Raw genomic sequence first — 14187 nt, forward strand, 5'->3', positions numbered from 1 at the left:
TTCAAACTGTGCACAAATTAGCTATCATTGAGTTATGGCTGACGTGTTTCTTATAAGAAAAATATTGTGTTGTAAGACCTTGTGAAATGACAACAACTAAATCGCACACACATTGCTTGGCCGCACATACAACCCACATCCAAAGCCAGTCAAAGAGTGTGCTCAGTGCAGTGTAAGTTGATAAAGTGGCAATGAAAAAAGCCCCACCGCACTTCTACTAATAAAGTTTGGTGTAAATTATCGGGTGACTGGAATGCAGGCTACGAATGAAGTGAGGAGAATGACCCTACGTCTGGCAACAAAATGTTTGCGCAATGGTGGGGTTCGGTGTAGCTATAAGTTTATATCTTCGTTCAACGTTTGGTCACGTGGGACAGTGAAGTGTTCCAAAGTCCCACCACTGCGCAAACACAAAACGTTTTCAAATTTAGTCTCAACTCCGGCTTACCTCGCCAACATGCCCACTATAATACCCAGCCAACTCCTCCACCAGTTCAGCCATGATAGTTTTAAGCTCATCGGGTGATTCAATTTCAACTGCACTCCCGTACGTCAGCAACCAATGCGCCAGGTGACGCAGGTTATCCATCATAAACTCTACACGAAGTCTGTAACCCAGATCGGTTTGGGAAATGCTTCCGAAAATCGGGCGGCCGCCCAACGCTGCTTTATCAAACAATACGGATACGCGGATCAGGGAGCTGTTATTCTGAAATATGGTATTGAAATACTCCTGCAACGACATCAGGTTTCGGCTTTCAAATGTTTGGCTTGAACTTTCCAGGTGTTTGATCCTATCCGAACGGAAATCGCGGTAATCATTTCGCAGCCGGCACCAGCCGATCAAATGCCAGGTCATGCTGTAGTAAAAAATACCAATCGGCTCAACCTCACGCTTCGTTACCTCCTCCTTGCTATTGCTGTAATCAATGATCAACACCTGCTTTTTAGCTAGTGCCCGCTGAATCTCGGTAAGAAAATGATCGGGGAAACCATCGCGTTCGCGATGCTCATACCGCGACCGCAAATAAATTTCAATATGTGGCTCCAAATTTTGCAGGTGATCTTTTTCGGTTTCATTCAGCACAGCCTTTACCTTCTGCAAGGCCGTATCAAATGCCTGCCGCACCGATTTATCACCCATCTTCTCTACCAGTTTACCGGCCAGCAACATGGCGCTGGCTTCATCTTGGGTAAACATAACCGGAGGCAGGTGGTAGCCATCTACAATAAAGTAACCCTTACCCGCCTCTGAGCCAATGGGCACACCGGCTTCCATCAAGGCCTGCACATCGCGGTAAACCGTGCGCAGGCTTATTTCAAACCGATCGGCAATTTCCTGTGCCTTCACTACTTTTTTGGTTTGAAGCTGAATTAAAATAGCAGTAAGGCGATCGATTCGGTTCATCAATTGGGATTAATACAAAATAATGAGCGGGAAACGGGGCTCGAACCCGCGACCTTCGGCTTGGGAAGCCAACGCTCTACCAGCTGAGCTACTCCCGCGAATAGTTATGAAAATTATGGATATTTATCCTCCCGTTAAACAACTCGTCAATGAAATTTTTCCCTATTTCTTCCCTTGAGCTTTTTATACTGCTAAGTTTCGTTTCCTGCATAAATCAAAGAACTGCTTTAGTGTGGTCAGATGAATTTGATTACACTGGAATACCTGATACCACCAAATGGAATTACGACCTGGGGGATGGCTGCCCGAATGTTTGCGATTGGGGAAATAATGAACTTCAGTACTACACCAATGATTCAAAAAATGTGCGGGTTGAGAACGGAGTACTGATTATTGAAGCACACAACGATTCACTGGGGGGCAAAACGTATACTTCCACGCGGATTGTTTCGAAAAACAAAGGCGATTGGTTGTACGGACGCATTGAAGTAAAAGCAAAACTACCACGTGGTAAAGGCACCTGGCCCGCCATCTGGATGCTCTCCACCGATTGGTCGTACGGAGGTTGGCCAGCTTCAGGCGAAATTGATATTATGGAGCACGTTGGATTTGATCCGGGTATGATTCACGGAACCATACATACGGAAAAATATAACCATCACAAACGCACGCAAAAAGAAGGCATAATTTCCATTGCCGATTGCCAGGATGCATTTCATGTATACGCCATCGATTGGCGCGAAAACAAAATTGACTTTTTTGTGGATGACACCTTATACCACAGCGTGACGCGCGATGAAAACGAGGACTATATTGGCTGGCCGTTCGACAAGCGTTTTCACCTGATTATGAATATTGCTGTGGGTGGCAACTGGGGCGGCATGCAAGGCGTAGATGATTCCATCTGGCCACAGCGCATGGAAGTCGATTACGTTCGTGTTTACCGGTAAGGTTAGGCGCTTCTTAATTCGGTAATGCGATTGCGGTAATCCTGTAATTCGCGATAGAGCTTCACTTCCTTTTCTACCGTATTGCGTTTGTAGGTTTCAAACTCCCCACTCACCTCGTTGTACAAATCACGTGACTCGCGTGCGGCCCGCAGCGCTAATCGAAGAGAAAAAAACAACATACCCATTACTACCAGTAAACCCGCTGTAATGGCTACCACGATCCAAATGAAACTGCCTTTTGGAACATCCCATCCCAAAAATGCAATATGCGAACCCGCAAAGGCCATCTCTTCTACCGAAGAATCCTTTTCCTTAATTGTATTTTTTAGTGATGCCACCTCACCCTCTACGGAAGAGATTTTTTGCTGCGCCACGGCCAACGCTTCATCTTTCGACTTCAGTGTATCCTGAACTGCCTTCCAGAAATTTTCAACCTGGTACGCCCGCACCATGCGGAATGGATCAATAAACTCTGCATTGTCGCGTATTCCTTGAAACTGTTGCTGTAACGTAGGCTGCTGTTCTTCTGGATTCGTGGCCCATGTAGCTGTAGTAGTCATACCCAAAAGAATCAAAAAGGCAATTACTCTGTTCATATCGACCGGCTTTATCAGGTGAACGCTAAAAGTAAATCCTGTGACTCTACCAGTAAATAGTACTTATTTGAATCCCCGATTTTTCCGCTAAAGGCAATGTTAGCCACGATAAGTTGTTGATCACAGCTCAAACACGCACACTACTTAGTTCCGCGAAAGACTTTTCTTTAGTGTCAGGTAATCGATGAAATAGGTAAGCCTGAGGGAGATGCTGTTCACCTGTGGCGACCGTGACACATCACGCACATTGGTAAAATAATCGGGATCGGTATCGTTGGTGAAGGTGTGGATCGCATCTTTCCATACAAAATTCAAAAACGAACCTGGAGCGATCTGAAAGAAATAAACCAGGTCTACATTCATAGCATTGAAGTTGGCATCGTGCGCTGGGCGTCCATCCTCATCAATGCCCATGTAATCCGTATCATTTAATTCACCGGTTGAACCTAAACTGAAAAATTCTTCATACTTCACTTTCGACCAATAATGACGAACGCGAAGTGTTAACCCCATCTTATTATTAAAGGTGTAATTCAATCCCACAATGTTACTGGCAATCACCATATCGCGCGTACCGAAAATAATATCCGAAAGATTATCCGATTCATCATATAATTTTGTGGCGAAGCCTCTACCGTTGCCACGCTCATAATTAATTTCCGTATTGAACGAAAGCTTGTTGCTAGCGCGGTACCGGAAGTAAACACCCCACCACCGAAACGTTTGATCCCAATCGGGTCTGTACCACTGACCGGTATAACCATTTACCTGTAATGGCTTCCGACTATCACTCTCTACCCAAAAATTAAAATTGAAATTTGCCGGAAGGATCACATACCTACCCTGAACACGCGGCTCAAAATAATCGTGCGATGTTATCGGTCGACCTCCGATGTTAAAGCCGGCCCACCAAAAGTTTTTAAACTGTGCATTGATGTTTACATGCGATTGAAATGACGTGAAGGTGTTTGGCTCATACAGATGCTCATGAAATAGATTTAAGGTGGTGCGCATGGTGTTGATAATGCCTTTCGGCTTGAGAATACTGTACCGCAACCAGCCATAGTGTGATATTTCGTTTGGTGCCTGCAAATAACCCAGGTCGTTGATATTATAATTGTCGCTCTCTACATTTCGACCCAAACCGTATTGCCATACACCGCTGATTTTGGCGAGCTCAACAAAATACTTGTACCCAACATCCGTACTTTCACCCGGTTGCATAATCGCGTTTACAGCCGCATATGTACTCGCCTGATACGTGTTTGTTTTATTGCGAAGGCTTACGCGCAACGCAGTTACGTTGGCATCACGTCCGCCATCTCCACGTATTACACTGGTATTTGTAAAATTGATGTTGGAATTGTTCTTCAGGTTCTGATCAACCACCAGTACATTAAAATTAGTTAACGGATCAACTTGTTGTTCGCGTACTTCACCCGATTCCAGATTCCGGATTGTAGCATGTGTGCGGTTGGTGATCGCGTTGAAGAAGCCAAGGCCAAGTCCCTTTTTATTCCTTCCGGATATTTTTGTCGCGTTGATGAGGTTGGCAGCCGTTGGTGCGCTTACTACTTCCTCAGCTTCGGCATCATACTCAACCGAACCAAAGGTTTGGCCAATGCGCCTTGAGTAAAAGAGATTGGATTTACTGAACAACTCCGTGCCTTCTGTAAAAAACTGGCGATTTTCATTATACATCACTTCAAATGCAGAAATGTTGTACACAATGTTATCCGACTGCACCTGGCTGAAATCAGGAATCAGGCTCATGTCGAGCGTATAACTTTCATTCAAGCCGTATTTTAAATCCATCCCTCCGGCAAATGAAAACTTACCGGCACCGGCATGACCATCGTGTGTATAGATTGATGTAACGTAGGGTGAAAACGAAAGACGAAGGGGTGGTTCGATATTTTCCAGGCCCGAGAGTACTCCAAATTGATTCACCGTTCCCTGGATTCCGTTATCTACGAGATTCCAATACGACTCTTCCTGTTTACGTTGAACCCTTCTGTAAAAATTGACACTCCAATGCTGAACTTCTTGCTTGGGAAAACGGATGGCGAAGTACGGTATTTCAAATTCCACGATCCAGCCTTCATCATCCATCTTCATGGCACTTTTCCAAACCGCATCCCAACTGGCATCAAATTCACTTCCGGTCACCAAAAAGTCGGCCTGAACGCCCGCGGCTGTTACAAAAAAGGAAAAGGCATTGATGCCGCTGTTGTACGGATCAATCAAAAAACCAAAGGCATCCGCATTTCGGTCACCATCATCTCGCAAGCCGAACTCGCGTAATATCTTTTCCGGTTCAGGATCATACATTCGGGCGGCCACATAGATGGCCCGATCGGTATATGCCAGCAGTACCGTGGTTTTGAAATCGGATAGTTTACCATTGTCGGGTGAGAACTGAAAGAACTGAGCCTGTTCACCACCCTCCTGCCAGGCCACGTCATCTAAAATTCCATCAATGCGTGGGGCATCCTCCACCCGCTTCGCTTTGAATTCCTTTTTATCGGTAGCCGATACAAGGAATGAAGAGCCTATCAGGCATAACACGGCAAGCAAGGCGGTCAGGTGCTTCATGGGGTTTGGAAGATGTGTATAGATACTCCTTCCTGTACGCCATGGTTACGTCCGAATTGTTAAAAAATTCCCAATCTTTATGACTGGTAAGATTATCGTTACAAAAGGCAATTTTTAACAGGTTGAGATGAAAGTAGGACTGCTGTCGGATACACATGGGTTTCTGGATCAATCCATATTCGAACACTTCAAGCATTGTGATGAAGTGTGGCATGCTGGTGATATTGGCGATGAGGATTTACTTCATGAACTAGAAGCGTTCAAACCCGTACGTGCCGTGTTCGGCAACATTGATAACCGGACACTACAGAATAACTTACCGGAAGACTTATGGTTTACCGTTGAAGGGCTTACCATCTGGATGACGCATATTGGCGGAGCTCCACCCAACTACAATCCACGTGTGAAGAAGATTCTGACAGAACGCATTCCGGACATTTTCATCTGCGGGCACTCCCATATTCTCAGGATAAAGCGCGATCCGAAATTCAATAACATGCTCTACCTGAATCCAGGTGCCTCGGGTAACCATGGCTTTCATCACATCAAAACACTAGTTCGTTTTGAGTTGAAAGAAAAGGAAATTAGAAATATGGAAGTGATTGAACTGGGTAAGCGGGGAGCACTTTAGTTTTTACCTGCAATTTCTTCTATGCTTATCGATTGAAATCCGGATTTTGTTTCCAGCAAAAGTCGACTGCTATTCATACCAATTACTTTACCCTGCAGATTAAAATAAGATTTTACCGAGCGATGCAAGGAGAAGTTCCATTCTTCACCAATTGAAACACCTACTTTGCGCTGCTGCTCCTCCAGATTCTGCGTTTTGAAAATATCTCTGTACCGCTTATTGCCTACCCGAATTAAGCCATTTGCATTTACATAGAAAACCGTGGCTTTTCGCTTACCAATACTGACCACTCTTCCACCATAGGCCTTTCCATTTTCCAACAAGAAAACGGGTTCGTAATTTGAAATATTTTCTTTCGATTTTACAGCAGATCGGGCCAGTGCATCCAAATACCCTTCACTCATGCTCATCTGGTGAGCCGAGTCAAGTTCAATGACATCAGCCACCAGAATAATTTCTGTTTTAGCAAATGGAAACACATAGGTTGACTTCCGATCCAGTGTAATGTTATCAAATACCTGATTAGGCTTTAACGGATACGATAAATACATATGACGTTTGGCATCGTTGAGCATAGCATCCTTCTTCATGCCTCCGAGACCAAGAAAATAATTTGCCTTGCTATACCCTACTGCCACATCTTTATAGTCGTAGGTAAGCCGTGGATTACTTAACCGGGAATTTGTGATCATACCCGAGTGAAAAGCGCAGGAAGAAGCCAATACTATAAGGCTCAAAAAAATGAATACTCTGGGGACAGTGAACATTTCTTATCATTTTAAAATTGAACTTCAATATAACAAAAAGGGTCAGCTCATTCATGAACTGACCCTTTATCTATTCAAAAATATTTTTTATACGTATTGATTTAACATGACCGGCATCACCAGCATCAGTATATCTTCGCTCTTATCCTGATCGGAAGGGAAAATTACTCCGGCTTTGTTCGGGGCTGACATGTTTAGTTTTATCTGGTCGGCATCCAAATTCGTCAACATCTCAATCAAAAACTTGGCGTTAAAACCAATTTCAATATCCTCACCTTCATGTTCGCACGACAGGCGTTCGTTTGCTTCGTTGGAGAAGTCAAGATCTTCAGCAGAAATTTGTAATTCACTGCCGGTAATCTTCAACCGAACCTGGTGCGTAGTTTTGTTGGCGTAAATGGAAATACGCTTCAATGCACTCAAAATTTCTGAACGACCAATCGTCATCTTGATTGGATTCTGCGTTGGAATCACGTTCTCGTAATCCGGGAAACGCTCATCAATCAGGCGACAGATCATGCGAATGTTTCCAAACTTGAAAAATGCATTGGACAGGTTAAAGTCGATGTTTACCGGAGTGTTTTCACCTGGCAAGGTTGCTTTCAACAAGTTCAACGCTTTACGCGGAATGATGATGGCATTGCCATTATCGGATTTAATATCGGCTCTGCGGTAACGTACCAACCGATGACCATCCGTTGAAACGAACGTTGCGTTTTTCTCGCCCAGGTTCACATACACACCTGTCATGGCCGGGCGCAGTTCATCGTTGCTGGTAGCGAAAATGGTATTGTTGATGGCGCGGGCCAGCACCTCCGAAGAAATTTCGGCTGAGAAATCATTGCTTACGGAAGGCACCTTCGGGAAGTCGGTGGCATTTTCACCGGAAAGTTTATACCGGCCGTTATCAGAAATAATTTCTACGCTGTAAGTCGACTCATCTATCGAAAATGTAACCGGCTGTTCGGGCAGGTTCTTCAGCGTCTCCAGCAGGATACGAGCCGGAACAGCAATGTTACCCCGCTCTTTCGACTCTACCTGCAATTCGGTGATCATCGAGGTTTGCAAATCGGAAGCGGTAACCGTAAGGCTTCCCTTATCCAACTCAAACAGGAAGTTCTCCAGGATGGGCACAACCGGGTTGGTGGTGATCACTCCGTTAATATTCGATAGCTGCTTGAGCAGGTAAGCAGAGTTGACGATGAATTTCATTTCGTGGTTGTTGATTTAGTATTAAAACGCGGTAAAGTTATAAAGAAAAGGCAATTTTGGAAACGCGTCAAAATTCACTTTTTACGCCAGTAAGCCCTACTTTTTAGGAGCAAAGTGATCACGTGTTCTGAGGATTCCCTCCAGAAGTCTGCGGTCGAACCAGGCCAGCTGGGTGCTGTCAGTTATGCCCAGGATTTTGGATGGCTCACGCGGATCGGGGTACAAGCTGAGCACGAATGACCGGTTGGCTACATCGCGCAACGAAATGGTCATCGTAGGCGAAGCAGAGCCAAGACTGTCGAGTATAGCTTTATTTGAAATGTATGAATCAACCATTAAAAATGACACAGCATCCAGGTAGTCGTTTAAGCGTGTGGTATCCGTTTCCGGTAATTCGTCCACGCGAAAAAAGCCGTCTTTAAAACGCACATTAAAATTATCCGCAGGTGACCGTGGGAAGCTTGCACTCAGGCTTTGAAAATTACGCCAGTTGATCTGGAAAGCGTGCTTGTCCTTCCAGCCATTTTTATCCAGTTCAAAAATCCCTGAAACATAAACCCGATAGCCCGGAATGGTCACCAGGTAAACGTCCTCATCGGGCTGAAAAAAATATGCCTGTGTTTTGCGCGCATTTCCTCCGGCCACAAAAGTCTTCAATACTTCTTCACCCGCCAGCACTCGCACCTGAACAGCTTCCGCTTGCAGGTGTTGTTTAACCGAGTCCTGCAGTGCCTGAGCAAGTGGTCGTACCGGCTGCACCTGCTGAAGCGTTGCAAACAACACATCAATTAGGTTGCGATCAGCAATCTCATCATTCACCAGCCAACGCGTACCGTCAAACTTCAACACAACCTCATCGGATCCCCTCGTCAGCACCACCTGATCCACTTCATCCAATCGATCAATCTGGAACAACGCCTTATTCACTCCGGAGCGATCACGCTGCGAATACCAGTAATAACCAAGCGTGGCTACGCTAAGCACTAAAAGCGAGATCAATAAATTCCGGTTTCTATTTTCTGCTCCGCTCATGCCTTACTGTATTTTCTTCTTCTCAGGTATGCCGCAAGTATTCCGTACAAAATCAAACACACTACCGGCAAAACCAGATTAATTACCTGCCACTTCGTTTTCTCCACCCGAATTTTCTCTTTATCAAGCGGTCGGATTTTTACTTCTTTTGAACGGGTCTTTATTAAGCCATTCTCATCAGCCAAATAGGCTACCGCATTCATTAAAAATTCTTCGTTGGCAAATGTGTAATTGGTAAACGGATCCAATCCAAGTTGCTGCGGATTGCCGGTGCGGGGATTTACATCGTTTCGGGCAATGTCTCCATCCGAAACCACAATTAGTTTTGTTTCCTCCCCATCTGCCCTGAAGCTTTCCTGGCTAATCCCTTCAGGCAAAAACCGATTTTTGTACAAGGATGTAAACTTTCCCTCCAGCAAATAAGCAACCGGAATATTTCCAGACGAAAAAGATTCCGGTTTTACATTCCTTCTGATTTCATTGATGCTTGCCGGCACCGGTGCGTTTACACACCTCGAATACTCCGATGTAAAAGCCAATGGTGTTTTAGCAATACCAATTGCTTTAACGGTATCCAGGCTGCTGGCAAATTTCATCATCACGGCATCGAGGTTGCGGGTGATGGAATGATCAGCATACCGGTTAATCAACGGAAAAAATGGCCAGTCCATCAGTTGCATTTGCGCCCTTGATCCTTGCTGGCCGGTAACAACCGGATATAATCCTGCGTTGCGATCCTGAACCAAATCGGCATTAATGCGGATACCATATTTAAAGAGTAGATCATCCAGGCGCAATTCGTAAGGAAACGCAAAATAATCCTCACGTGAAGCGCTGTCCATGGAAGCCTCAAGTCTGTCAAGCAAAAACAACGCACGGCCACCATTCATTATGTACTGGTCGAGTTTGTACTTGTCATGCTCTGAAAAAGGTTGGGTGGGTTTTGCGATGATTAAGGCATCATAATCAGTTAGCGCTTGCTTGCGTTGCAGGTTCACCTTGTACACATCATAAACATCCAGCAATGCATTGTTAAAACTTGCGATAAACAAACTATCCAATTCGCCATGACCATGAATGAAGCCAATTCGCTTACGATCAACATTGGTGAGTTTGTAAATGGCATTAGCAAATTCATATTCAAGCCCTTCAATGGATTGATTGATTTCTTCTGCCGGTGTTCGTGCTTTGTTCCCCTTCAGCAAGGTTACGCCAACCTCTGCTCCACCATAAGCAATTACAGCTCCCGGAAAAATGAGTTTCTCAGAAGTTTGTCCGTCTTTCTGTTCTACCACACGCGTAGGCTGAACACCTTTTGACGCCAGATCCTGTATAAATTCATTGCGTGCCTGCTGACTCATGGCTGTGGTTGGATCTACAAAGGATATCTTCACCCGATTACCAGAGTATATTCTGAACTCATCCAGCACTTCACGAATGGCATTACGCAGTCTTCTGAATTCAGCATTTAACTCACCTTCCAGGTAAACCTCCACATAAATGTCATCGGTAAGATCACGTAACAATTCCTGTGTTTGGGGTTTTATGGAATAGCGCTTCTCTTCGGTAAGATCAATCCGAAAAAAATTATCGGCAGCAATAAGATTAAGTAAAATCACCAACACCAAGCCATTGGCCAGTAAAAGAAAATCGCCTGTCTTTTTGCTTTTCATTACCATGACCGCGAACCGATTACCGTTTTGGTGAGCAACAAAAACATGAAAGCCACGCTGAAGAAATAAATCAAATCACGGCTATCGATCAGGCCTTTGCCAAGGGATTCGTAATGATATAAAATACCGAACTGCTTGATCACCAACACCCAGGAAGACCAGGTATTTAGTGCCGAGAGGGAATCAAACCCGGAAAACAGCAGGAAGCTTAAAAACGCAGCCACGATAAAGGCAACGATTTGATTGGGTGTAATGGAGGAAGCAAAAATTCCCACCGAGCAAAATACTCCACCGAGCAAAATCAACCCAATGTATGAACCGATCACACCGGAAGTATCTACATTGCCCACCGGATCGCCCAGTGCGCGAATAGAAAAATAATACACCAGCGTTGGCAGGATGGAGAATACAACCAATAAGAAAGAAGCAAAATATTTTCCCAGAATAATATCCCAATCAGAAAGCGGCCGCGTGAGCAGTAATTCCATCGTTCCACCACGCTTTTCTTCTGCAAAACTTTTCATGGTGATGGCCGGAATCAAAAAAATGTACACGTATGGTGCAAGCGAAAACAACGTATCCATATCGGCATAGCCATACTCCAGCACGGAAGTTTCCGGAAATACCCACATCAACAACCCGATGGCTGTGAGGAACACACCAATTACCATGTAGGCAATCAGTGAATTCAGAAATCCGTTAAACTCGCGCGATAATATACTGATCATGTTTCCGTGTCAGGTAAAGTTAACAGTCTGAAAACATGCTCAAGGGAATTTTCTTCCTGCTTGAGTCCGATTAACGAAACCGATTTCTCGGAAGCATATTTAAAAATTTCTGGACGCACATCTTTGGCTTGCTCAGCTATAATCCGAAAGGTGGTATCACTAATCACATCAACACTTGCCACACCTGTTAAGGCACGCAAGTCATCAACCGGCACAGTCCGATCGAATTCAACCTGAATTATTATGGAATCTGCGCCACCGCGCACCAGGTTCTGTAATAAATCATCAGCCACTACCCTACCCTTATTGATCACGATCACCCGATCGCACAGGGCTTGCACTTCCTGCATGATGTGCGTGGAGAAAACAACCGTTTTGTTTTTGCTCACTTCTTTGATGAGTCTTCTGATCTCCACCAACTGATTCGGATCAAGTCCGGTTGTGGGTTCATCCAGAATCAACACCTGTGGATCATGAATGAGCGCTTGTGCCAGACCAACACGTTGACGATAGCCTTTCGAGAGCATGTCAATTTTTTTGTGTTGCTCCTGCGTGAGGCCGCATTGCTCCACCATGGTATTCACACGTTGCTTCAACGTCTGCCCCCGCAATCCATATAAACTGCCAATAAAGCGCAGGTACTCGTGCACATACATGTCGCGGTATAATGGGTTGTGCTCAGGCAAATACCCGATGATGCGTTTCACCTGCATAGGATTTTGCTGAACATCCCACTCACCTACACATACCGTACCTTCCGAGGGAGGCAAGTATGTAGTGGCAATTTTCATGGTCGTGGATTTACCTGCACCATTAGGTCCGAGAAAACCTACAATCTCCCCCTCCTTGATGGAGAACGATACGTTATCCACAGCGCGCTGCTGTCCGTAAAATCGGGTAAGGTGTTGAACGGTTAACGACATAGTTGACGGGGCACAAAACTATAAAAATAAACGGTGCAATGAATGCATGGAAACACATAACAGGGGTTACGGGAACCATGCATAGCGAATGAAGGTTATCGGCATACAAATTGCCTCAAAGCCGAAATAGTAATAATATTGAATGCTGAAACAGATGGTTATGCGCATACAGATTAGTACACTCCTTATAATACTATGTACATCGATTATTGGTCTGGCCCAGCAAAAGCCGGGTTATGAACTGAACTTCAAGATTAACGGACTGAAAGATACAACGGTATACCTGGGGTATTATTACGCAGAAAGTACCTATGTGCGCGATACAGCCCGGGTTAATGCTGCCGGACAATTCAAATTTAAAAAGGCCCAGGCGCTACCTCAGGGGATTTATTTTGTGGTGTTGGATAAAACACGCCTTTTTGATCTGGTGGTAGGAAACAACCAGCACTTTACACTTGAAACATCAACTGAGGACTATGTGAAAAATATGGTGGTGAAAAATGATGACGACAACCGCCTGTTTTTTGAAAACCTGCGTTTCAACATGGAACGTGGCAAAGAAGCCGATCCGTTTATCAAGATTCTTCAGGACAGCACAATAAAAGATGAGAACCAGAAAAAAGCTGCGCGCGAATCATTCGGTAAAGTAAACGACAAGGTGATGGCCTATCAAAACGAACTGATCAAGGCACACCCAAAAACCATGACCGCCCGCTTATTGAAGAGTACCAAACGCATTGATATACCCGAGCCGCCAAAACGCGCAGACGGATCAATCGATTCAACCTTTCAACTCCGGTATTATCGCGAACATTTTTTTGATTACTTCGACCTGGGTGATGATGCGTTGATTCGTTTGCCGCAGCCCATCTACAGTCAAAAAGTAAACGAATATCTCGACAAGCTTTTTCCGCCACAGGCTGACTCGGTGAAAAAAGCCATTGAACCCATGATTGCCAAGGCGAAGCAAAATCAGGAAACCTACAAATACCTGGTGTGGACCTTAATGTTGAAATACCAAACACCTGAGTATATGGGGTTGGATGAAATCTTCGTGCACCTGAACGACAAATATTTCGCATCGGGTGAGATGAATTTTTGGGCTAATGACAAGTTGAAGAAAAACCTGAAAGACCATGCCGATAACCTGCGGAAAAGTCTGATTGGCAAAACTGCACCGAACCTGATCATGCAGGATGCTTCGCTTCAACCCAAAGAGTTGTACAAAATCAAAAACAAATTCACCATTGTTTATTTCTTTGATCCGGATTGTGGACACTGTAAAACAGAAACCCCAAAATTGGTTGACTTCTATACCAAAAACAAAACGCGCTTTGATGTAGAGGTGTATGCCGTAAGTGCAGATACTTCCATGCAAAAAATGAAGGAGTACATCAAAACCATGAACATGAAATGGATTACGGTGAACGGTCCGCGCTCGTATGTTGGTTCATACCACGATTTGTACGATGCCATGACTACGCCCACATTGTTCATATTGGATGAAAAGAAGAAAATCATCGCCAAGAAGATTCCTGCTGACCGGCTGGAGAACTTTTTCACCAATTATGAACGCTTCCAGAAGCAGCAGCAAGCGGGCAAATCATCACCGTAAAGCGCCATTTGTAACTTTTTGAGATTTTTTGCGTCCTATATGCAACTATTCCGGGGT

Annotated in this window: 12 protein-coding genes and 1 tRNA gene; 3 read left to right on the top strand and 10 right to left on the bottom strand. The window is 44.7% G+C overall.

The window, feature by feature from the left end:
• Positions 1 to 433: 433 nt before the first annotated feature.
• A complete protein-coding gene (locus QY309_11890; GenBank protein ID WKZ58567.1) occupies positions 434 to 1408 on the bottom strand; it encodes a YafY family protein in 975 nt (324 codons plus the stop codon).
• A gap of 25 nt (positions 1409 to 1433) precedes the next feature.
• A tRNA-Gly gene (locus QY309_11895) sits at positions 1434 to 1506 on the bottom strand.
• Positions 1507 to 1557: 51 nt separating this feature from the next.
• On the opposite strand from QY309_11895, the gene QY309_11900 reads away from it, so the two are divergent.
• A complete protein-coding gene (locus QY309_11900) occupies positions 1558 to 2358 on the top strand; it encodes a glycoside hydrolase family 16 protein (GenBank protein ID WKZ58568.1) in 801 nt (266 codons plus the stop codon).
• A 2-nt stretch (positions 2359 to 2360) separates the two neighbouring features.
• Here the strand turns inward: QY309_11900 and QY309_11905 are convergent, their stop codons facing one another.
• Both QY309_11905 and QY309_11910 read right to left on the bottom strand, forming a co-directional pair.
• Positions 2361 to 2954, bottom strand: coding sequence for a hypothetical protein (locus QY309_11905; protein ID WKZ58569.1), 594 nt, complete (start codon positions 2952 to 2954; stop codon positions 2361 to 2363).
• A gap of 144 nt (positions 2955 to 3098) precedes the next feature.
• A complete protein-coding gene (locus QY309_11910; protein WKZ58570.1) occupies positions 3099 to 5549 on the bottom strand; it encodes a DUF5916 domain-containing protein in 2451 nt (816 codons plus the stop codon).
• 127 nt (positions 5550 to 5676) lie between these two features.
• Here QY309_11910 and QY309_11915 point away from each other — a divergent pair, with 127 nt between their 5' ends.
• The gene (locus QY309_11915) at positions 5677 to 6180 is read left to right on the top strand and encodes a metallophosphoesterase family protein (GenBank protein WKZ58571.1); all 504 of its coding nucleotides are present in this window, start codon (positions 5677 to 5679) and stop codon (positions 6178 to 6180) included.
• Here the strand turns inward: QY309_11915 and QY309_11920 are convergent.
• The 6 genes from QY309_11920 to gldA all read right to left on the bottom strand — a co-directional run bounded on the left by QY309_11920 (position 6177) and on the right by gldA (position 12515).
• Positions 6177 to 6872, bottom strand: coding sequence for a hypothetical protein (locus QY309_11920; GenBank protein ID WKZ58572.1), 696 nt, complete (start codon positions 6870 to 6872; stop codon positions 6177 to 6179). The two genes, QY309_11915 and QY309_11920, sit on opposite strands and share 4 nt — an antisense overlap.
• Positions 6873 to 7034: 162 nt before the next feature.
• Entirely contained in the window at positions 7035 to 8159 is a 1125-nt protein-coding gene (gene dnaN, locus QY309_11925; GenBank protein ID WKZ58573.1) for a DNA polymerase III subunit beta, read from the bottom strand.
• A 96-nt stretch (positions 8160 to 8255) separates the two neighbouring features.
• Entirely contained in the window at positions 8256 to 9191 is a 936-nt protein-coding gene (locus tag QY309_11930) for a hypothetical protein (protein ID WKZ58574.1), read from the bottom strand.
• Positions 9188 to 10870: a gliding motility-associated ABC transporter substrate-binding protein GldG gene (gldG, locus tag QY309_11935; protein WKZ58575.1), complete on the bottom strand. Its 1683-nt coding sequence runs from the start codon at positions 10868 to 10870 to the stop codon at positions 9188 to 9190. The genes QY309_11930 and gldG overlap by 4 nt, the downstream gene beginning before the upstream one ends.
• The gene (gldF, locus tag QY309_11940; GenBank protein WKZ58576.1) at positions 10864 to 11592 is read right to left on the bottom strand and encodes a gliding motility-associated ABC transporter permease subunit GldF; all 729 of its coding nucleotides are present in this window, start codon (positions 11590 to 11592) and stop codon (positions 10864 to 10866) included. Before gldF ends, gldG begins: the two co-directional genes overlap by 7 nt.
• Complete coding sequence (gene gldA / locus QY309_11945; GenBank protein WKZ58577.1) at positions 11589 to 12515, bottom strand: gliding motility-associated ABC transporter ATP-binding subunit GldA; 927 nt, start codon at positions 12513 to 12515, stop codon at positions 11589 to 11591. The genes gldF and gldA overlap by 4 nt, the downstream gene beginning before the upstream one ends.
• A gap of 160 nt (positions 12516 to 12675) precedes the next feature.
• Here gldA and QY309_11950 point away from each other — a divergent pair, with 160 nt between their 5' ends.
• Positions 12676 to 14130 (top strand): thioredoxin-like domain-containing protein, encoded by a 1455-nt coding sequence (locus QY309_11950; GenBank protein WKZ58578.1) that lies wholly within the window; start codon positions 12676 to 12678, stop codon positions 14128 to 14130.
• Positions 14131 to 14187 lie beyond the last annotated feature (57 nt).

This window comes from Cyclobacteriaceae bacterium, assembly GCA_030584025.1.
In the GTDB taxonomy this organism is placed as follows: domain Bacteria; phylum Bacteroidota; class Bacteroidia; order Cytophagales; family Cyclobacteriaceae; genus UBA2336.

What these genes read in the sequence shown, in the direction of transcription:
- QY309_11890 (WKZ58567.1), bottom strand. Translation starts at nt 1,408, where the DNA reads ATGAACCGAATCGATCGCCTTACTGCTATTTTAATTCAGCTTCAAACC.
- gldG (WKZ58575.1), bottom strand. Translation starts at nt 10,870, where the DNA reads ATGGTAATGAAAAGCAAAAAGACAGGCGATTTTCTTTTACTGGCCAAT.
- QY309_11910 (WKZ58570.1), bottom strand. Translation starts at nt 5,549, where the DNA reads ATGAAGCACCTGACCGCCTTGCTTGCCGTGTTATGCCTGATAGGCTCT.
- QY309_11915 (WKZ58571.1), top strand. Translation starts at nt 5,677, where the DNA reads ATGAAAGTAGGACTGCTGTCGGATACACATGGGTTTCTGGATCAATCC.
- QY309_11950 (WKZ58578.1), top strand. Translation starts at nt 12,676, where the DNA reads ATGCGCATACAGATTAGTACACTCCTTATAATACTATGTACATCGATT.
- dnaN (WKZ58573.1), bottom strand. Translation starts at nt 8,159, where the DNA reads ATGAAATTCATCGTCAACTCTGCTTACCTGCTCAAGCAGCTATCGAAT.
- QY309_11900 (WKZ58568.1), top strand. Translation starts at nt 1,558, where the DNA reads ATGAAATTTTTCCCTATTTCTTCCCTTGAGCTTTTTATACTGCTAAGT.
- gldA (WKZ58577.1), bottom strand. Translation starts at nt 12,515, where the DNA reads ATGTCGTTAACCGTTCAACACCTTACCCGATTTTACGGACAGCAGCGC.
- gldF (WKZ58576.1), bottom strand. Translation starts at nt 11,592, where the DNA reads ATGATCAGTATATTATCGCGCGAGTTTAACGGATTTCTGAATTCACTG.
- QY309_11905 (WKZ58569.1), bottom strand. Translation starts at nt 2,954, where the DNA reads ATGAACAGAGTAATTGCCTTTTTGATTCTTTTGGGTATGACTACTACA.
- QY309_11920 (WKZ58572.1), bottom strand. Translation starts at nt 6,872, where the DNA reads ATGATCACAAATTCCCGGTTAAGTAATCCACGGCTTACCTACGACTAT.
- QY309_11930 (WKZ58574.1), bottom strand. Translation starts at nt 9,191, where the DNA reads ATGAGCGGAGCAGAAAATAGAAACCGGAATTTATTGATCTCGCTTTTA.